The organism is Aestuariicoccus sp. MJ-SS9 (genome assembly GCF_032586235.1).
In the GTDB taxonomy this organism is placed as follows: Bacteria; Pseudomonadota; Alphaproteobacteria; order Rhodobacterales; family Rhodobacteraceae; genus Aestuariicoccus.
In genome coordinates this window covers 1-17038 of the sequence record NZ_JAWHTD010000010.1, presented here as the reverse complement: position 1 = coordinate 17038, position 17038 = coordinate 1, and the positions used below count along the sequence as shown (strand labels likewise).

Sequence of the window (17038 nt, the reverse complement as noted above, 5' to 3'; positions counted from 1 at the left end):
GGGATCAGCCCCGGCGGCGTCCGCGCCGCTGGCGCTTGGGCGCGTCGCCGGTATCGCCGGTGCCGTCGCTGTCCGACGAAAACGGGCCGATCTTTGCGGCGATCTCATCGAGCGAAGGGGCCGGGCCGCGGGGCCGGGTTTCCAAAGCCTCGCGCATGGCGCGCAGGTGTTCGGGCATGGTGCCGCAGCAGCCGCCGATGATCCTAGCGCCCGCATCGCGCGCCATCACCGCGTATTCGGCCATCAGATCGGGCGTGCCATCGTAGTGGATATGACCCTCGTGATACTTGGGGATCCCGGCGTTGCCCTTGGCGATGATCGGTAGCCCGGTGTTCTCGGCGGCAAAGCCCAGCACGGTGCGCAAGAGGTCCGACGCCCCGGTGCCGCAATTCGCCCCGAAGGCCAGCGGCGGGTGCGGCAGCTCCTGCACCAGCTGCGCCAGACCCGACGAGGTCACGCCCATCATCGTGCGCCCGGCGGTGTCGAAGCTCATGGTGCCGCACCAGGGCATGTCCACATTGGCAAAGGCCTCGGCGGCGGCGCGGAATTCCTCGGGCGCGCTGATCGTCTCGACCCAGAGCACATCGGCCCCGCCGTCCTTGAGCCCGCGCGCGGTCTCTTCGAACATCTCGACGGCGCGGGCGTGGCTGAGCGCGCCCACGGGTTCCATGATCTCGCCCGTGGGGCCGACCGACCCGGCGACGACCACCTCGCGCCCGGCGGCATCGGCCACCTCGCGGCCCAGCTCGGCGGCGATGCGCGACAGCTCGTAGGCGCGGCCGGCGGCGTTGTGCAGCGCCAGGCGCGAGGCGTTGGCGCCGAAGGAATTGGTCAGGAAGATGTCCGACCCGGCCTCGACCGCGCCACGATAGAGCGCGCGGATGCGGTCGGGATGATCCACGTTCCAGAACTCGGGCGGCTCGCCGGATTCCAGCCCCATGTTGAAGAGGTTGGTCCCGGTGGCGCCATCCGCCATCAGCCAGTCACGCGACGCAAGCAGCCGCGACAGGGCATTTGTCATCTCTCAGACTCCTGTCAGATGTTCGCCTGCGGTGTTTCACAGCTGAGATTGTGAAGCAAATTCATAATCCGCATGATCGTGATGAGCCGCTTTCACATCCTTACGGCTATGCGCGTCGCGCCACAGGTCGAGCCCAGCCAGCACCAGCGCCGCCCAGCCCGGCGCGGCAAAGTAGCGGCGTTCCCATCTGGGCGCGAAACAGGCGTGGCAGCCGTGCCGCCGGTTGCGGGTGCGCGCCCGGCGCCAGCGCAGCGGCACGGCGCCGAGCGACAGGCGCGGCACGTCCTCGGCGGCGGCTTGCCGGATCGCGGTTTCCAAGAGCGCATGGGCGGCGCCTTCGGGGCAGCCCTCGGCCCGGGCGATCCGGTCCAGCGCCCATTCCCGGGGATGGCCGTGAAACGCCGCAAAGGCCACCAGCCTGTCGCCCTGCCAGGCGCCGAAGACGATCCCCGGCGCGGCGTCCCCGGGCCGCTGGTGGAACGGGGACAGGGCGTGGTCGCCGTCACAGCCGCAGTCTTGGGCCGGGGTCGTGCCGATGGCGGCGAGCGCCGCACCTTGCGTGCCGGGGTCAATGCGGCGCACGCGGACACCGGCAGCCTCGGCCTTTTGCAGGGCGTGTCGCAACCCGCTGCGGGCTGGCCCGGCGGTGCTGAAGCCCTGCGGTGCGATCACCGCGTGGTCGGCCACCGGCAAGACCCGCCAGCCCGCGCGGCGGGCGGCGCGGGCATCGCGCGGTGCGATCTTCCACAGGCTGGCGACACGGTTCTCGGCGCGGGCCTGGGCGCGCAGCAGCGGCAAAAGCGGCGCGACGCCGCCATGATCGGCACCGACGATCAGGCAGGCGGTCTGCGGCAGCCGCAGCACTGCCGCAGACTGCCCGTCCTTGTGCAGCCAGACCGCGGAGGCCTCGGTTCCCGCAGGGTCGACGCTTGGCGTGGTAGGTGGGGCGAGCACCTGGGGCAGGTCGCCGCCCTTATACGGGCGCAGGGCGATCCATCCGGCCCAGAGCGCCGGAAGCGCGTAGTAGACCAGGCGGAAGGCCACGATGGCCGAAAGCAGCTCTGCCTCGGGGACGGCGGGCAGCGCGGCGAGCAATATCAGCTCGAACGGGCCGAGCCCGCCGGGCGTGGCCGCCAGCATCGCCACGCCGAGGGCGAGCAGGTAGACCGCGTAGAAGGTGGCGGGATCGGGCCGGCTTACGACGGGCAGGAAGACATAGAGCGCCGCGGCCGCCCCCATGGTGTCGATCAGCGTGATGCCCAGGATCGCCGCACAGGCGGGCAGGCTGAAGAGCCGCTGCGGCCTGCCGAAAAGGCGCGGGCTGGGGTGCAGGAAGACGGCGGCGGCGGCCAGCACAAGGCAGACCGGCACCGCGAGCGCCCAGAATGCGTGCACGCCGGTCAGAACCAGCGGCACCGCGGCCCCGGTCACCAGCGCCAACGCGGTCAGAAATGCCAGCCCGGTCAGGCCGGTCAGCCGCGCGATCTGGCCGGGCGTCAGCCCCGGCAAGAGCCGCCAGCGCATCGCCCCGGCGGTCAGCAGCCCGCCGCCCGCGGCCTGCGCCATGGCGGTGGCGGCGGCCCCGGTCACAAGCGCGCGCCGGGGCGCGACACCGGTGCCCATGTGGCGATGCGCGATGACGTCGAACTGCCCGATGGCTTGAAAACTGATCACCGTCATGCCAAGCGCGATGGCCCATTGCAGCGGCGAGACCTCGGTCAGCAGGACCCCGATGGCGGCCAGATCGACCGTCTGCAGCCGCGACGACAGCAGCCACAGGCAGACGAGGCCCAGCCCCAGCGGCAGACCGCGTCGCAACAGGCCCCGCGCGCGCTGCGCGGATGTTGGTTGACTGATTTCCGACATACCCGCTCCTGACCCATGGTTCCCGGGGCAGGTCTAGGCGGCAGATCATTCCGCAATCTTAACGATTCAAATGCGGCGTAATTTTTCGTTGAGGGCACGCCGTCCGTATGAGAACGCCGCCGGCCCGGGGGACGGCGGCGTGGAATGTCGTGTCACGCTGCGTGCGGCGTCAGCCTTCTTCGAGGATCTGGCCCTTGGCCACCACCAGCAGCTCGTCCATCTTGGCGCGGATCGCCTCGGGGCTGGAAAGCTCGCCCAGATCGCCTGCGACCTTGCGCACCACGTCCTCGTGCCCGGCCTCTTCGAAATCGGCCTTGATGACCTCCTTGGCGTAGTCCGCCGCCTCGGCCTCGGACTTACCCATCAGGTCGGCAGCCCAGAGGCCCAGAAGCTTGTTGCGCCGCGCCTCGGCCTTGAACTTCATCTCTTCGTCATGGGCGTATTTGTTCTCGAACGCATGTTCGCGATCATCGAAGGTGGACATGGCGGCGCTCCTCAGCTGCAAATGTTTCTCAAATGATATGCAGACTGCGCGCCGCGGGTGCAAGCCCCGGAGCTTTGCTTGCGACACTGCCGCCCATGGACTATGACGGCGCCAAGCGTGGGACCGTGTCGAGTCCCGCCTGTTGCCGTGAAAGGGCCCCGATGGCACGCCGCAAGAAGATTTACGAAGGCAAGGCGAAGATTATGTACGAAGGCCCCGAGCCGGGCACCATCGTGCAGTATTTCAAGGACGACGCCACTGCATTCAATGCCGAGAAGAAAGATGTGATCGACGGCAAGGGGGTTCTCAACAACCGCCTGTCGGAATTCTTCATGACCGGTCTCAACGGAATCGGGGTGCCGACGCATTTCCTCAAGCGGCTGAACATGCGCGAACAGCTGGTGCGCGCCTGCGAGATCATCCCGCTGGAAATCATCGTGCGCAATTATGCCGCGGGCTCGATGGCCAAGCGGCTGGGGATCGAGGAGGGCACGCCGCTGCCGCGCCCGATCGTGGAATATTGCTACAAGGACGACAAGCTGGGCGATCCGCTGGTCACCGAAGAGCACATCGCCGCCTTTGGCTGGGCCAGCCAGCAGGACATGGACGACATCCTAAGCCTCGCGTTGCGGGTCAACGATTACCTGTCGGGGCTGATGTATGCGGTGGGTATCCGGCTGGTGGATTTCAAGATCGAGATCGGACGGGTCTATGACGGCGATTTCCAGCGCCTGATCGTGGCCGACGAGATCAGCCCGGACAGTTGCCGGCTTTGGGATATCGAATCGGGCCGCAAGCTCGACAAGGACGTGTTCCGCCGCGATCTGGGCAGCCTCACGGACGCCTATACCGAAGTGGCGCGGCGGCTGGGCGTGATGCCCAAGAACACCGCGCAAATGCAGAAACCCAAGCTGATCAACTGACCGCGGTCGCGTTGGCGGGCGGCGGTTTTTTGAGTATTTTTGCCAAGAAGAAGCAGGGGGTCGGCGCGCCGATCCGACGGAGACCGAGATGAAGGCACGTGTACATGTCATGTTGAAGGTCGGCGTTCTGGACCCGCAGGGGGCGGCGGTGAAGCACGCGCTCGGCAGCCTGGGGTTCGAGGGGGTCGAGGACGTGCGGCAGGGCAAGGTGATCGAGCTGGAACTGGCCGAGGGCACCACCGAGGCCACCGTGACCGAGATGTGCGAGAAGCTGCTGGCCAACACGGTGATCGAAAGCTACCGGGTCGAGCTGCTTTAAGACCGTGGCCGGGCGCTGGGAACCGCCCTAGCATCTGTGGCGCGACCGGCCCGGGGGGCGGGCGGTTACGTGGCGGGTCTGGCTGCTGATCTGGCTGGTGCCGGGAACGTTCCTTTTGGGCGCCGCCGTCAGCGCGGGGCTGGTCTGGTGGGATTTGCAGCGCTCCGAGACGGTCGAGGCGGAGGTGGTGCAGGTCCATTCCTGGCCCGGCGACACGCCCTTCGATTTCTGGACCGAGGTCCATGCACCCGTCTTCGCCTATGCCCGCCCCGACGGGAGCGACGCGCGGGTGTCGGGCGGGATGCGGCATCCGTCGCTGAACCTGCCGCTGGGCAGCCGCCACGTCATACATGTGGTCCCGGGCGAGGACCGCGACGGCATTTACCCCGGCCCGCATATCTGGGCGCATGTCCGGGTGGTGGCCGCGCTGGGGCTGGTGGTCTGCCTGCCCGCGCTCTGGGGCTCGTGGCGGCTGCGTCGCTGGCTCTTGCAATGACGACGTGAAACCGCCAGAAGCACATCCATATCCGCAAAGGAGCCCATGCCCATGAAAGCCGCCGTCGTCGTCTTCCCCGGATCGAATTGCGACCGTGATCTGGAACAGGCCTTTGCCCAGTCCGGGATGGAGGTCGTCCGGGTCTGGCACAAGGAGACGGCGCTGCCGCAGGGCATCGACATCGTCGGGCTGCCGGGCGGCTTTTCCTTTGGCGACTACCTGCGCTGCGGCGCGATTGCGGCGAATTCGCCGATCTGCCGCGCGGTCAAGGGCCATGCCGAGGCGGGCGGCTATGTGCTGGGGATCTGCAACGGGTTCCAGGTGCTGACCGAAACCGGGCTCTTGCCCGGGGCGCTGCTGCGCAATGCCGGGCTGAAATACATCTGCCGGACGGTGGGCCTGCGGGTGGCCACGACGGACAGCATCTATACCGAAGGCTATGCGGCCGGGCAGGAGATCCGCATCCCCATCGCGCATCACGACGGCAATTATCATGCCGACGACGCCACGCTGGACCGGCTGGAGGCCGAGGATCGGGTCGCGTTCCGCTACACCGACAACCCCAACGGCTCGGCGCGCGACATCGCGGGCATCCTGTCGGCCAATCGCCGGGTGCTGGGCATGATGCCGCATCCCGAGCGCGCCGCCGATCCGGCGCAGGGCAACACCGACGGGGCGGCGCTGTTCGCGTCGCTCACCCGCGCGCTGGCCGAGGCCTGAGAGCGCGCCTTTCCGCCCATCGCGCGCAGCCGTGACTTGAGCCCGGCGCGGGCGCGCCGTACTCTGCGCCCATGGTAAGATCGCTGCCCGACACCAAGACCTCGCGCCGCTCCGGCTCGCTGAGCTGGCGCGTGAGGGTGGCGCTTGCCGTTCTGGCCGTGATCGCGGGGATCACGGTCTATGTCACCAACCATCTGCTGACCGACCGGTTCACCGAAACCACGCGCAACCGCGCCGAGCTGCGGCTGGCGCTCTATTCCGGCAACCTGGTATCGGAGTTGCGCCGCAACGCCATCGTGCCGCAGCTTCTGGCGCGGGATCCGGCGCTAATCGGGGCGCTGAATTCGGCCGATTTCGCGCAAAGCTCGCAGCGGCTGATCTCTTATGTCGACGAAATCGGTGCTGCGTCGCTGATGCTCTTGGACCGCGAAGGGCGCACGGTGGCCGCGACCGACCGCAACCGGCTGGGCGAGCAGCATCGCGGCGCGCCCTATTTCGTGGATGCGCTGCGTTCGAACACCACGGTCTTTACCACGCTGGCGCGCGAGGCGGGGGGCTACAGCTTTACCTATTCGCGCAGGGTCGACAGCCAGGGCAGCGCCATCGGCGTGATCGTGGTCGAGGTCGACCTGGCCAAGTTCGAACGCGCCTGGGCGGGAATTTCCGATGCGGTGCTGGTGACCAATTCCGAAGGCGCGATCATTCTTGCGACCGAGCCGCGCTGGCGCGGGCTGACCATCCCCGAGGCGGTGGCGCGGCAATCGCCCGACAGCGCCATCGAACGGGCGATCCAGGCCACCGCCGATTGGACCGCACTGCCCGCCGACGCCTATCTGCGTGGCGAGGCGGTGATGCGCATCGACGGGCGCATTCCCTTTCGCGGCTGGAGCATGGCGACCTTCACCACCTATGCCAGCGTGCGCGAGCGGGTGAACGGGGTTCTGGCGCTGGAAATCATGGGCTTCGCGATTCTCGCGGCGCTGGCGTTTTATGTCCTCAGCCGCCGCACCGCGTTCCGCATGGCGCTTTTCCAGCGCGAGTCGGCAGAGTTGCGCGCATTGAACGCCCGGCTCCAGCGGGAAATCGCCGAGCGCGAGAAGGTGCAAAAGAACCTTGCCGTGGCCGAACAGACGCTTGCGCAAAGCTCGAAACTGGCGGCGTTGGGCGAGATGTCGGCGGCGGTCAGCCACGAGCTGAACCAGCCGCTCGCGGCGATGAAGACCTACCTGGCGGGGGCGCGGCTCTTGCTGCGGCGCAACCGGCCCGACGAGGCGCTGTCGGCCTTTCACCGCATCGACGATCTGATCGAGCGCATGGGCGGCATCACGCGCCAGCTGAAATCCTATGCCCGCAAGGGGCAAGAGGCCTTTTCCCCTGTGGATATGGGCGAAGCGCTGGCCTCGAGCCTGTCGATGATGGAACCGCAGCTGCGCGCGCGGCGGGTCAAGATCACCCGCATTCTGCCCGATCACCCGGTGATGGTGATGGGCGACCGGATGCGCATCGAACAGGTGCTGGTCAACCTGCTGCGCAACGCGCTCGACGCCACCAAGGCCGTCGACGACCCGCAGGTCGAGATCATCCTGGCCAGCGGCGAGACGGCGACGCTGCAGGTGCGCGACAACGGCGCGGGGATCGAGGATCTCGATGCGCTTTTCGAGCCTTTCTACACCACCAAGCAGCCGGGCGACGGGGTGGGGCTGGGGCTTGCCATTTCCTCCGGCATTGTAAACGAGTTGGGCGGGCGGCTGACCGCCCGCAACGCGGAAGGCGGCGGCGCGGTGTTCGAGATGCAGCTGCCGATTCTGACCGAAGGCACTCAGGCGGCGGAGTAAGGTGAATGGCCAACGCTATGAAGATCGCAATCGTCGACGACGAAAAGGACATGCGTCAGTCGATCAGCCAGTGGCTGGCGCTGTCGGGTTACGACACCGAGACGTTTGCCAGCGCCGAAGAGGCGCTTGGCGTGCTGGGCAGCGATTATCCCGGCATCGTGATCTCGGATATCCGGATGCCGGGGATGGACGGTCTGCAGCTCTTGCGCAAGCTGATGGGCAGCGACAGCGCACTGCCGGTGATCATGATCACCGGCCACGGCGACGTGCCCATGGCGGTCGAGGCGATGCGGATCGGGGCGTTCGATTTCCTGGAAAAGCCGTTCAACCCCGACCGGATGTCCGAGCTGGCCAAGAAGGCGACTAACGCGCGGCGGCTGACACTAGACAACCGCGCGCTGCGGCGCGAGCTGTCGGATGGCGGGCAGCTGATGCGCAAGCTGATCGGCGCCTCGCCGGCGATGGAGCGTCTGCGCGAGGACATCCTCGATCTGGGCCAGGCCGACGGCCATGTGCTGATCGAGGGCGAAACCGGCACCGGCAAGACGCTGATCGCCCATGCGCTGCATGCGGTGGGCAGCCGGGCGGGCAAGAAATTCGTGCTGATTTCCTGTGCGGCGATGGACGAGGACGCGCTGATGCAGCGGCTCTTCGGCCCGATGCAGCCCGACGACAGCCGCCTGCCCGCGATAGAAGAAGCGCGCGGCGGCACGCTGGTGCTGGAGGATATCGAATCGCTCTCGGACGCGGCCCAGGCGCGGCTCTTGTCGGTGATCAACGATCAGGGCACGCCGCCCGAGACGCGGATCGTGGCGATCTGCAACCTGCAGGACGAAGGCCGCACCTGTGAGACCGCGCTGCGCCCGGACCTCTATTTCCGGCTGGCCGCGCTCAAGATCGTGGTGCCGCCGCTGCGCCAGCGCGGCGAGGATATCCTGACGCTCTTCACCCGGCTGAGCGAGCAGTTTTCCGAGGAATACGGCTGCGACGCGCCGCAGGTCACAGCGCAGGAGGCCGCGCAGCTCTTGCAGGCGCCATGGCCCGGGAACGTGCGCCAGCTGATCAACCTTGCGGAACGCGCGGTGCTGCAATCGCGGCGCGGCACCGGCACGATCGCTTCGCTCTTGATGAACGATCACGAGGACATGCAGCCCGCCATGACGACCGAGGGCAAGCCGCTGAAAGAGTACGTGGAGGCGTTCGAGCGGATGCTGATCGACAACACGATGCGCCGGCACAAGGGCTCGATCTCGGCGGTGATGGACGAGCTTTGCCTGCCGCGGCGGACGCTGAACGAGAAGATGGCGAAATACGGGCTGCAGCGGTCGGATTATCTCTGACGCGGATTGGTTTTTTGCGGGACCTGTTCGGTGTGTCTCGTGCGGGAGCGAGGGGCCAGCCCCTCGCGCTCCCCGGGATATTTTCGACCAGATGAAGATCAGGCCGCTTTTTCGGCGGCCGAGCGGGTCAGCATGCCGAAAAGATCGCGGGGATCGTCAGGGTCGGCCAGCAGGTCGAGCGGCAGGCAGAGGCCGGTTTCAGCGACCTTGCGGCGGACGTAGCGCAGGGCGCTGAAATCCTCGATGGCGAAGCCCACGCTGTCGAAGAGCGTGATCTGGCGCGGGTCGCGGCGGCCTGTCGCGGCGCCGGTGATGACCTGCCAGAGCTCGGTCACCGGGTGGTCGGGGGCGAGCTGCTGAATCTCGCCTTCGATCCGGGTCTGGGCCGGGTATTCCACGAAGATCTCCGAGCGGTGCAGGATCGCCGGGGCCAGTTCGGTCTTGCCCGGGCAGTCGCCGCCGATGGCGTTGATGTGCACGCCCGCGCCGACCATGTTGTCGGTGAGGATCGTAGCGTATTGCTTGTCCGCGGTGCAGGTCGTCAGGATCTGCGCGCCTTCGATCGCCTCTTCGGCGGTGGCGCAGGATACGACGCGCAAACCGCTGCCCGCCAGGTTCGCCGCGCATTTGGCGGTGGCGGCGGGGTCGATGTCGTAAAGCCGCACCTCGGTGATGCCGCAGATCGCCTGCATGGCGAGGCTCTGGAATTCGGATTGCGCGCCGTTGCCGATCATCGCCATGGTCGTCGCCCCCTTGGGCGCCAGGTGCCGGGCGGCGACGGCGGACATGGCGGCGGTGCGCAGCGCGGTCAGCAGGGTCATTTCCGACAGCAGCACCGGATAGCCCGTGCGCACATCGGCCAGAAGGCCGAAGGCGGTGACCGTCTGCAGCCCCGAGCGGGTGTTGCCGGGATGGCCGTTGACGTATTTGAAGCCGTACATCTCGCCGTCCGAGGTGGGCATGAGCTCGATCACGCCGATGTCGGAATGGCTGGCGACGCGGGGTGTCTTGTCGAAGCTTTCCCAGCGGCGGAAATCCTCTTCGATGGCGTCGGCGATGCCCTGCAGCATCTGGCGCAGGCCGACGCGGTGCACCAGCTGCATCATGTGATCGACCGAGACGAAGGGAACGAGGGCTTTGTCGGAGGGGAACATTGGGGCGGCTCCTTTTTACAGAATGCGCGGGGTGGGGCGGTCGAACACGGTGCGGCCGAAGCCGGAGGCGGCAAGGTCCACCATCAGCTGCGCGGTGCGGCCGCGTTCGTCGAGCATCGGGTTCAGCTCGACCAGGTCGAGCGAGGTCATCAGGTCGCTGTCGTGCAGCATCTCCATGACCAGATGCGCCTCGCGGACGGTGGCGCCGCCGGGCACGGTTGTGCCGACCGCAGGCGCGATGGAGGGGTCGAGGAAATCGACATCCAGCGACACATGCAGCGCGCCGCCGGCGCGGGCGACGGTGTCGAGGAAGGGTGCAAGGCAGGTCTTGATGCCGTTCTCGTCGATGTCGCGCATGTCGTGGCGGCGCATCGGCGTGGCCTCGATCGCGGCGCGTTCGGGCACGTCGACCGAGCGCAGGCCGAGGATGCAGACGTTTTCGAGAGGCACGGGATTCGGCACCGGCGGGAAGCCGTCGAATCCGCTTTGCCCGGTGGCATAGGCCAGCGGCGTGCCGTGCAGGTTGCCCGAGCCGGTGGTTTCCAGCGTATGGAAATCGCTATGCGCGTCGAGCCAGAGCACGAATTGCGGGCGGCCTTCGGCGGCGGCATGGGCGGTGACGCCGTGCACCGTGCCCAAAGACAAAGCGTGATCGCCGCCCATGAAGATCGGCACGCCCTGTGCGATGGCGTCTTGCGCCGCGCGTGACAGCGCCGTGGTCCAGCCGACGGTGCGGGGCAGGGCGACGACGCCTTCGCGGTCGGGCAGGTCGTTGTCGTCGGGCGTCACGTTGCCCAGATCGCGCACCTGATGGCCGAGATCCGACAGCGCGCCCGCGATGCGCGCGGTGCGGTAGGCGTCGGGGCCCATCAGGCAGCCTTGCCGGGCCTTGCCGCAATCCATCGGCGCGCCCACGAGAAGAATCGTCTTGGAGGTCATGTCGGCGGTTCCTGTGCTTGATTACCGCTCATATCGCGCCGTTTCGGGCGCGATTCCAGTTGACAAATTGCCCAATTCGGTAAGTTATTGGCCAAATTGAAAATCTTGGATGGCCATAATGGACAGCACGGATCATCGTCTGATCGCGGCGTTGCGGCACGATGCCCGCGCGTCTCTATCGGACCTCGCGGCGACGCTCGGGCTGTCACGCACGACCGTGCGGGCGCGAATCGAGAAATTGCAGCGGGCGGGCGATATCATCGGCTTCAGCGTGGTGCTGCGCGAGGATGCGGCGCGCGATCCGGTGCGCGCGTTGATGATGATCGGGATCGAGGGGCGCGGGACCGACCGGGTGCTGCGCCAGTTGGGCGGTTTCCCCGAGGTGCGGGCGTTGCATTCGACTAATGGCCGCTGGGATGTGATCGCCGAACTGGGGACCGACAGTCTTGAGAAGCTGGACGAGGTTCTGGCGCGGATCCGGCGGCTCGACGGGGTGGCGACCTCAGAAACCTCGCTGCTGCTGTCGACCCGCAAGGCGGCGCGCCAGCCGGTCGGATCCGCCTGAGTGAAAACAAGTGTTGGAGCCGCGGCAGAGCTGCGCTAACGTGTCGTCATCATAACCATATCAAAACCTGGAGGATTGAGGGATGACAACGACTTGGAAGATGGTGATGGGCGCTCTGGCTCTGACGGTTCTCACTGCCTGCGCACAGCAGGAAGAAGAGGTCATCATGGAAGAGCCGACCTATGACAAATACGGCAACGTCGTAGAGTAATCGACGGCATTCGAATTGGCGCCGGTCGCGGAAATCTCCGGGGCCGGCGTCTTTGCGTTCAGGCCCGCCGCGCGGCGGCGATCCACACTACGGCCAGTGCCAAAGAGGCCAGCATGTTCCAGCTGGCCATGGAAAGGCCAAACATCTCCCACGGGACCTCGTCGCAGCGTACCAGCGGGGCGGACATGATCTGATCCAGCAAATCGTCCGTCGAAAGCCCGCCGATCGGGCCCGAGGTGCAGGTCGTGGGGCCCTCCCACCAGCCGCGCTCGACCCCGGTGTGGTAGCCGCCGATCCCGGCGGTCGTCAGTGCGGCGGCCGCGCCCAGCAGGGGCAGGATCGCCAGCGGCAGGATCAGCGCAACGATGCCGATCAGAACCGCGGCTACATGCGGATAGCGCTGCCAATAACACAATTTGCAGGGCGGCAGCTCGCCCAGGTACTGAAAGCCGAGCGCGCCCAGCAGCAGGGCGGCCGAGCCGCCGGCGGCCAGCAGAATCAAAAGCTTGCGCGTCATAGATGCCTCACCAGATAGAACCCGCCAAGTAATACGATCACGAAGGCGACAAAGACCAGCCCCAGGCGCTTTTCGATGAAGTCGCGGATCGGTGCGCCGAAGGCGCGCAAGAGCCCCGCCACGATGAAGAACCGCAGCGACCGGGCAACCACCGAGGTGAAGAGGAAGGTCGCCATCGGCATCGCGGTCCAGCCCGACATGATCGTGATGACCTTGTAGGGAAAGGGCGTAATCCCCGCGATCAGCACCGCCCAGAACCCCACACCGTTGAAACGCGCGTTGAATTCGGCCATCGCCTCGGCCTTGCCCAGGGCCCCGAGGATCGGCGCGCCGATGCTCTCGTAAAAGAAATAGCCGATGCCATAGCCCAGAAGCCCGCCGGTGACCGACGCCAGCGTCGCCACCCCGGCGATCAGCCAGGCGCGGTGCGGGGCGGCCAGGATCATCGGGATCATCAGCACGTCGGGCGGAATCGGAAAGACCGAGCTTTCCACGAAGGCCACCAGCGCCAGCACCCACAGCGCCCCCGGCCGGTCGGCCTGGGCCATGGTCCAATCGTAAAGGCGTTGCAGCAAATGCGGCTCCTGCGGCTGAGTTGGGGCGAGAGACCATGCAGGCCAGGCGGCGTCAAGGCCGCTTGCATCGGCGGCGCTGGGGTGTACCAATATCCTCAACCGCGCCGGGGGCGCACAAGGGAGGATAAGACATGAAACATCTGCTGATCTCCGCCATGGCCGGAGCCGTGGCGCTGGGGCTGGGCGCGTCCGCCGCCGTGGCGCAAGAGGTCACGCTGCGCTGCCAGCATTTTCTGCCGCCCCAAGGGTCGGTGCCCGCGTTCTTCATGGCCCCCTGGGCCGAAAAGATCGAGGCCGATTCGGGCGGCCGCATCAAGGTCGAGCTTTATCCCGGCATGCAGCTGGGGGGCAAACCGCCCGCGCTTTACGATCAGATCCGCGACGGGGTGATCGACTGCGGCTGGGCGCTGCCGGCCTATACGCCGGGCCGCTTCCCGGAAACCGAGGTCTTCGAGCTGCCCTTCATGTCGGCGATGGACGCCGAGGTCACGTCCAAGGCGGCGTGGGATTTCACCCAGAAATACATGCAAGAACGGCTGTCCGACATCCATCTGGTGGCCGTGCATGTGCATGGCCCCGGGGTGATCCACAAGAAGGGCGAGCCGGTCACCGGCCTTGACGATTTCCAGGGGCTCAAGTTGCGCGGGCCCTCGCGTCAGGCCAACAAGCTTTTGGAAACGCTGGGCGCGACGCCCATCGGCATGCCGGTTCCCGCCTTCCCCGAGGCGCTCTCCAAAGGTGTGGTCGACGGCGGCGTCATCCCGTGGGAGGTGGTTCCGGGTCTCAAGGTGCACGAACTGGCCGAGGCGCATACAGAGATCCCCGGCGACCGCACGCTTTATAACACGTTCTTCATCTGGGGCATGAACAAGGCCAAGTACGACAGCCTGCCCGACGATCTCAAGGCCGTGATCGACGCCAATTCGGGGCTGGCGACCTCGGGCCTGGCGGGGGCCGCGATGGACAAGGGCGACGACATCGCCAAGACGATGATCGCCGAGCGCGGCAATACCATCGTCAGCTTCGACGACGCCACGCTGGCCCAGCTCAAGGAACTGGGCGCGGCCCAGACCGAGGCCTGGATCGAAGAGGCGGGCGCCATGGGGCTCGACGCCGCGGCGATGGTCGAGGACGCGCGTGCGCTGATCGCCAAATACGACGCCGAAAAATAAGGTCGCGGGCCGGCGCGGGCTTCCCGCGCCGGCTTGTCCCTTGCGGCCAGCCGTGCAGCCCGCGCACGGGCAATCCATGAAAATGCGGTTTGACCGTCGCGCGGGGTACAAAACCGTTGCGCAAGCCGCTATCGAGACCTGACGGCACCGCCCACCGCCCGTGGGTGAGACGGCGAAGGGCAGGGATGATGGCATCCGGAATTCTACTGGCGCGGGTCGGCCGCGTGGTCGAAGGCGTCGCCACCGCGCTGGCGGTGGCGGGGGGTCTCGTGCTTTGCGCCATGGCGGTGATGACCATGGTGTCGATCACCGGGCGCATCCTGACGCCCGTCGGGCTTGGCCCGGTGCCGGGCGATTACGAGCTGGTGGCCAATGGCTGCGCTCTGGCGGTCTTTGCCTTCCTGCCGTATTGCCAGCTCAAGCGCGGGCATGTGACCGTGGACATCCTGACCGCGCAATTCCCCGCGCGGGTGCAGGCGCTTTTCGGTCTGGCGGGCGATGCGCTGATCGCGGTCGCCGCCGTGGTCATCTCCCGTCAGCTCTGGTTCGGCTTCGGCGAAAAGTTCCCCTACGGCTCGGACAGGCTGCGCGCCGCACTCGGCATGGGGTACAAGCCGTTCTTCCCCGAAACCACCTATGAGCTGGCGATCCCGGTCTGGGTGCTCTACGGCGCGGCTTTGGTGATGGCTGTGGTCTTTGCCCTTGTCAGCCTCTTTTGCGTCTGGCGTGCGGTGCATTGGCTGCGCCTGGGCCGCGAGGGCGCGGTATGACCGGACTGACCCTCGCCCTGACCGCCTTTGCCCTGATGCTGGGCGGGATTTTCCTGCGCGTGCCGGTGGCGCTGGCCATGGCGCTGACCGGCTTTTTCGGCACCTGGTACGTGCTGGGCGCGCCCACGGCGCCGATGGCCTCGCTCAAAAGCCTGTCGTATGAGACGTTTTCCAATCAGGGCCTGTCGATCGTTCCTTTGTTCCTGTTGATGGGGCAGTTCGCCACGCGCACCGGCATGTCGGCCTCGCTCTTCCGGGCGGCGAGCGACTGGCTGGGGCACCGGCGGGGCGGCATGGCGATGGCCAGCGTCGGGGCCTGCGCGGGGTTCGGTGCGATCTGTGGATCGTCGCTGGCCACGGCCAGCACCATGGGCCACGTCGCACTGCCCGAGATGCGCAAGCGCGGCTATTCGGACGCGCTCTCGACCGGGGTGCTGGCCGCGGGCGGGACTTTGGGCATCCTGATCCCGCCGTCGGTGATCCTGGTGATCTACGCCATCATCGCCGAGCAGAACATCGTCAAGATGTTCATGGCGGCGCTGATCCCGGGCATCGTGGCGGCGTTGGGGTACATGCTGACGGTGGCGATCTATGTGCGGCTGGCCCCCGGGTCGGCCAACGTCGCCGAGAGGGTGCCCTACGGCGCGCGGATGAAGACGCTGACGGCCACATGGCCGGTGCTGGCGATCTTCGGGCTGACCATGGGCGGCATCGTGGGCGACTGGAACTGGGCCAAGCCGGGGCCGCAGGCGCTCTTTACGCCCAACGAGGCGGCGGCTTTCGGCGCGGTGGCGACGGGGCTTTACGGGATCCTCGCCGGGCGGCTGAGCCGTGACGGATTCGTCCAGGCGATCCTCGAGACGGCCAAGGCCACGGCGATGATCTTTTTCATCCTGCTGGGGGCCGAGATGCTCAAGGGTTTTCTAGCGCTGACCCGCGCGCCGGACATGCTGGTCGACTGGATCCTCGCCTCGGGCTATGCGCCGCTGACGATCCTGGCGATCATGTTGCTGTGCTATCTGGTCTTCGGCTGCGTGATGGACAGCCTGTCGATGATCCTGCTGACGATCCCGATCTTCCTGCCGGTGATCAACGCGCTGGATTTCGGCATGAGCACCGAGATGACCGCGATCTGGTTCGGCATCCTGGCGCTGATTGTGGTCGAGGTGGGGCTGATCACGCCGCCGGTGGGAATGAACCTCTTCATCATCAACGGCGTGGCGCGCGATATCCCGATCTGGGCGACCTATCGCGGCGTGGCGCCCTTCGTGCTGTCGGACATCCTGCGGGTCTGCCTGCTGGTGGCGTTTCCATCGATCACGCTCTGGCTGGTGCAGGTGATGTTCTGACGATGCCGTCCCGGGCGTGCCCCGGGACCTCGGATCACACAACGAGGCCCCGGATCGGGGTCCAGGGCTTGTCGCGCATCGGGTCCGCCGCTTTGCCTCTTTACGAGCGCCGGGGCCTTGGCTACATCTGACGGAGTTGCCCAAGTGGCGGAATGGTAGACGCAGGGGATTCAAAATCCCCCGCCTTCGGGCGTGCCGGTTCGAGTCCGGCCTTGGGTACCAATGACTTAGCGGGTTTTGAGCTCGTCCGGTTATTGCTGGGTCACAGAGACACGTTTCGTTTTCGGTCTGAGCGCGCACGTTGTATGACTTCATGAAAATGAAACTCATAGATTATGCCAGTGGACTCATGACAGACCGCAAGACCTTTCCGCAGATTGCGCAGAGACTTCGTGCGGTGCGAACCGCTTATTCAGGTGAAACCCGGAAGGGATGGGCGGCGTTGTGCGGGTTTAACGCGACACAATACACCAATTGGGAAAACGGCCTTCGCCGTATACCGATTGAAGCTGCCGTAAGTCTTTGCACTAGCTACGGCCTAACACTTGACTGGATATACTTGGGTAGGTGGGACGGGCTGTCTGCAAAAGTACGAACTGACCTTCTGGCGCACATGTAGATCAATATCTAAAGTTGCCCTTCCCGTAGCCGCTCGTTCTGACGCGCAGGCTTTCGATCTCGGGGGCGGCGCCCGTGATATCAGCTCTAAAGCGTCATCCTTGAAATCTGAATCGATGGGATTTCCACGGGCCGGATTTTGTGATTCACCATATGTGGAGGTG

The 17038-nt window shown here is 66.5% G+C and carries 18 protein-coding genes and 1 tRNA gene; 12 read left to right on the top strand and 7 right to left on the bottom strand.

Annotated features, from left to right (window positions below):
- Positions 1–4: 4 nt before the first annotated feature.
- The 3 genes from bmt to RXV88_RS09315 all read right to left on the bottom strand — a co-directional run bounded on the left by bmt (position 5) and on the right by RXV88_RS09315 (position 3371).
- The gene (gene bmt / locus RXV88_RS09325; protein ID WP_316292243.1) at positions 5–1021 is read right to left on the bottom strand and encodes a betaine--homocysteine S-methyltransferase; all 1017 of its coding nucleotides are present in this window, start codon (positions 1019–1021) and stop codon (positions 5–7) included.
- A 36-nt stretch (positions 1022–1057) separates the two neighbouring features.
- Positions 1058–2887: a phosphatidylglycerol lysyltransferase domain-containing protein gene (locus tag RXV88_RS09320; protein ID WP_316292242.1), complete on the bottom strand. Its 1830-nt coding sequence runs from the start codon at positions 2885–2887 to the stop codon at positions 1058–1060.
- 169 nt (positions 2888–3056) lie between these two features.
- On the bottom strand, positions 3057–3371 hold the full coding sequence (locus tag RXV88_RS09315) for a DUF1476 domain-containing protein (protein ID WP_316292240.1): 315 nt from the start codon (positions 3369–3371) through the stop codon (positions 3057–3059).
- Positions 3372–3532: 161 nt separating this feature from the next.
- Between RXV88_RS09315 and purC the strand changes: the two genes are divergently transcribed.
- The 6 genes from purC to RXV88_RS09285 all read left to right on the top strand — a co-directional run bounded on the left by purC (position 3533) and on the right by RXV88_RS09285 (position 9004).
- Complete coding sequence (gene purC, locus RXV88_RS09310) at positions 3533–4294, top strand: phosphoribosylaminoimidazolesuccinocarboxamide synthase (RefSeq protein WP_316292238.1); 762 nt, start codon at positions 3533–3535, stop codon at positions 4292–4294.
- A gap of 88 nt (positions 4295–4382) precedes the next feature.
- Positions 4383–4613 (top strand): phosphoribosylformylglycinamidine synthase subunit PurS, encoded by a 231-nt coding sequence (gene purS / locus RXV88_RS09305; RefSeq protein WP_316292237.1) that lies wholly within the window; start codon positions 4383–4385, stop codon positions 4611–4613.
- Positions 4614–4710: 97 nt separating this feature from the next.
- Entirely contained in the window at positions 4711–5109 is a 399-nt protein-coding gene (locus RXV88_RS09300) for a hypothetical protein (RefSeq protein ID WP_316292235.1), read from the top strand.
- A gap of 51 nt (positions 5110–5160) precedes the next feature.
- Positions 5161–5829 (top strand): phosphoribosylformylglycinamidine synthase subunit PurQ, encoded by a 669-nt coding sequence (gene purQ / locus RXV88_RS09295; RefSeq protein ID WP_316292233.1) that lies wholly within the window; start codon positions 5161–5163, stop codon positions 5827–5829.
- A gap of 71 nt (positions 5830–5900) precedes the next feature.
- Positions 5901–7664 (top strand): ATP-binding protein, encoded by a 1764-nt coding sequence (locus RXV88_RS09290; RefSeq protein ID WP_316292232.1) that lies wholly within the window; start codon positions 5901–5903, stop codon positions 7662–7664.
- Positions 7665–7669: 5 nt separating this feature from the next.
- Positions 7670–9004, top strand: coding sequence for a sigma-54 dependent transcriptional regulator (locus RXV88_RS09285; protein ID WP_316292230.1), 1335 nt, complete (start codon positions 7670–7672; stop codon positions 9002–9004).
- 98 nt (positions 9005–9102) lie between these two features.
- On the opposite strand, the gene RXV88_RS09280 is transcribed toward RXV88_RS09285, so the two are convergent.
- Positions 9103–10158 (bottom strand): ornithine cyclodeaminase, encoded by a 1056-nt coding sequence (locus tag RXV88_RS09280; RefSeq protein ID WP_316292229.1) that lies wholly within the window; start codon positions 10156–10158, stop codon positions 9103–9105.
- Between the two features lie 15 nt (positions 10159–10173).
- A complete protein-coding gene (gene rocF / locus RXV88_RS09275; protein ID WP_316292228.1) occupies positions 10174–11097 on the bottom strand; it encodes an arginase in 924 nt (307 codons plus the stop codon).
- Positions 11098–11215: 118 nt separating this feature from the next.
- On the opposite strand from rocF, the gene RXV88_RS09270 reads away from it, so the two are divergent.
- Positions 11216–11662 carry an Lrp/AsnC family transcriptional regulator gene (locus tag RXV88_RS09270; RefSeq protein ID WP_316292226.1) on the top strand — a complete coding sequence of 149 codons (447 nt, stop codon included), beginning with the start codon at positions 11216–11218 and terminating at the stop codon, positions 11660–11662.
- An 82-nt stretch (positions 11663–11744) separates the two neighbouring features.
- Positions 11745–11873, top strand: a complete 129-nt coding sequence (locus tag RXV88_RS09265; protein WP_316292224.1) for a hypothetical protein — start codon at positions 11745–11747, stop codon at positions 11871–11873.
- Positions 11874–11931: 58 nt separating this feature from the next.
- Here the strand turns inward: RXV88_RS09265 and RXV88_RS09260 are convergent, their stop codons facing one another.
- Together RXV88_RS09260 and RXV88_RS09255 are read right to left on the bottom strand one after the other, a co-directional pair.
- Positions 11932–12390: a disulfide bond formation protein B gene (locus RXV88_RS09260; RefSeq protein ID WP_316292222.1), complete on the bottom strand. Its 459-nt coding sequence runs from the start codon at positions 12388–12390 to the stop codon at positions 11932–11934.
- Entirely contained in the window at positions 12387–12965 is a 579-nt protein-coding gene (locus RXV88_RS09255; RefSeq protein WP_316292220.1) for a YqaA family protein, read from the bottom strand. The genes RXV88_RS09260 and RXV88_RS09255 overlap by 4 nt, the downstream gene beginning before the upstream one ends.
- A 131-nt stretch (positions 12966–13096) precedes the next feature.
- Between RXV88_RS09255 and RXV88_RS09250 the strand changes: the two genes are divergently transcribed.
- The 4 genes from RXV88_RS09250 (at position 13097) to RXV88_RS09235 (ending at position 16478) form a co-directional block, all read left to right on the top strand.
- The gene (locus RXV88_RS09250; RefSeq protein WP_316292219.1) at positions 13097–14137 is read left to right on the top strand and encodes a TRAP transporter substrate-binding protein; all 1041 of its coding nucleotides are present in this window, start codon (positions 13097–13099) and stop codon (positions 14135–14137) included.
- Positions 14138–14325: 188 nt separating this feature from the next.
- Entirely contained in the window at positions 14326–14907 is a 582-nt protein-coding gene (locus RXV88_RS09245; RefSeq protein ID WP_316292218.1) for a TRAP transporter small permease, read from the top strand.
- The gene (locus tag RXV88_RS09240) at positions 14904–16256 is read left to right on the top strand and encodes a TRAP transporter large permease (RefSeq protein WP_316292216.1); all 1353 of its coding nucleotides are present in this window, start codon (positions 14904–14906) and stop codon (positions 16254–16256) included. Before RXV88_RS09245 ends, RXV88_RS09240 begins: the two co-directional genes overlap by 4 nt.
- A gap of 138 nt (positions 16257–16394) precedes the next feature.
- Positions 16395–16478, top strand: a tRNA-Leu gene (locus RXV88_RS09235).
- Positions 16479–17038 lie beyond the last annotated feature (560 nt).

Excerpts from the sequence above, each read along its gene's own strand:
- RXV88_RS09260 (WP_316292222.1), bottom strand. The coding sequence starts at position 12,390 with ATGACGCGCAAGCTTTTGATTCTGCTGGCCGCCGGCGGCTCGGCCGCC.
- purC (WP_316292238.1), top strand. The coding sequence starts at position 3,533 with ATGGCACGCCGCAAGAAGATTTACGAAGGCAAGGCGAAGATTATGTAC.
- RXV88_RS09250 (WP_316292219.1), top strand. The coding sequence starts at position 13,097 with ATGAAACATCTGCTGATCTCCGCCATGGCCGGAGCCGTGGCGCTGGGG.
- RXV88_RS09290 (WP_316292232.1), top strand. The coding sequence starts at position 5,901 with ATGGTAAGATCGCTGCCCGACACCAAGACCTCGCGCCGCTCCGGCTCG.
- RXV88_RS09240 (WP_316292216.1), top strand. The coding sequence starts at position 14,904 with ATGACCGGACTGACCCTCGCCCTGACCGCCTTTGCCCTGATGCTGGGC.
- RXV88_RS09265 (WP_316292224.1), top strand. The coding sequence starts at position 11,745 with ATGACAACGACTTGGAAGATGGTGATGGGCGCTCTGGCTCTGACGGTT.
- RXV88_RS09320 (WP_316292242.1), bottom strand. The coding sequence starts at position 2,887 with ATGTCGGAAATCAGTCAACCAACATCCGCGCAGCGCGCGCGGGGCCTG.
- bmt (WP_316292243.1), bottom strand. The coding sequence starts at position 1,021 with ATGACAAATGCCCTGTCGCGGCTGCTTGCGTCGCGTGACTGGCTGATG.
- purQ (WP_316292233.1), top strand. The coding sequence starts at position 5,161 with ATGAAAGCCGCCGTCGTCGTCTTCCCCGGATCGAATTGCGACCGTGAT.
- purS (WP_316292237.1), top strand. The coding sequence starts at position 4,383 with ATGAAGGCACGTGTACATGTCATGTTGAAGGTCGGCGTTCTGGACCCG.
- RXV88_RS09270 (WP_316292226.1), top strand. The coding sequence starts at position 11,216 with ATGGACAGCACGGATCATCGTCTGATCGCGGCGTTGCGGCACGATGCC.
- RXV88_RS09280 (WP_316292229.1), bottom strand. The coding sequence starts at position 10,158 with ATGTTCCCCTCCGACAAAGCCCTCGTTCCCTTCGTCTCGGTCGATCAC.
- rocF (WP_316292228.1), bottom strand. The coding sequence starts at position 11,097 with ATGACCTCCAAGACGATTCTTCTCGTGGGCGCGCCGATGGATTGCGGC.
- RXV88_RS09315 (WP_316292240.1), bottom strand. The coding sequence starts at position 3,371 with ATGTCCACCTTCGATGATCGCGAACATGCGTTCGAGAACAAATACGCC.
- RXV88_RS09245 (WP_316292218.1), top strand. The coding sequence starts at position 14,326 with ATGGCATCCGGAATTCTACTGGCGCGGGTCGGCCGCGTGGTCGAAGGC.
- RXV88_RS09285 (WP_316292230.1), top strand. The coding sequence starts at position 7,670 with ATGGCCAACGCTATGAAGATCGCAATCGTCGACGACGAAAAGGACATG.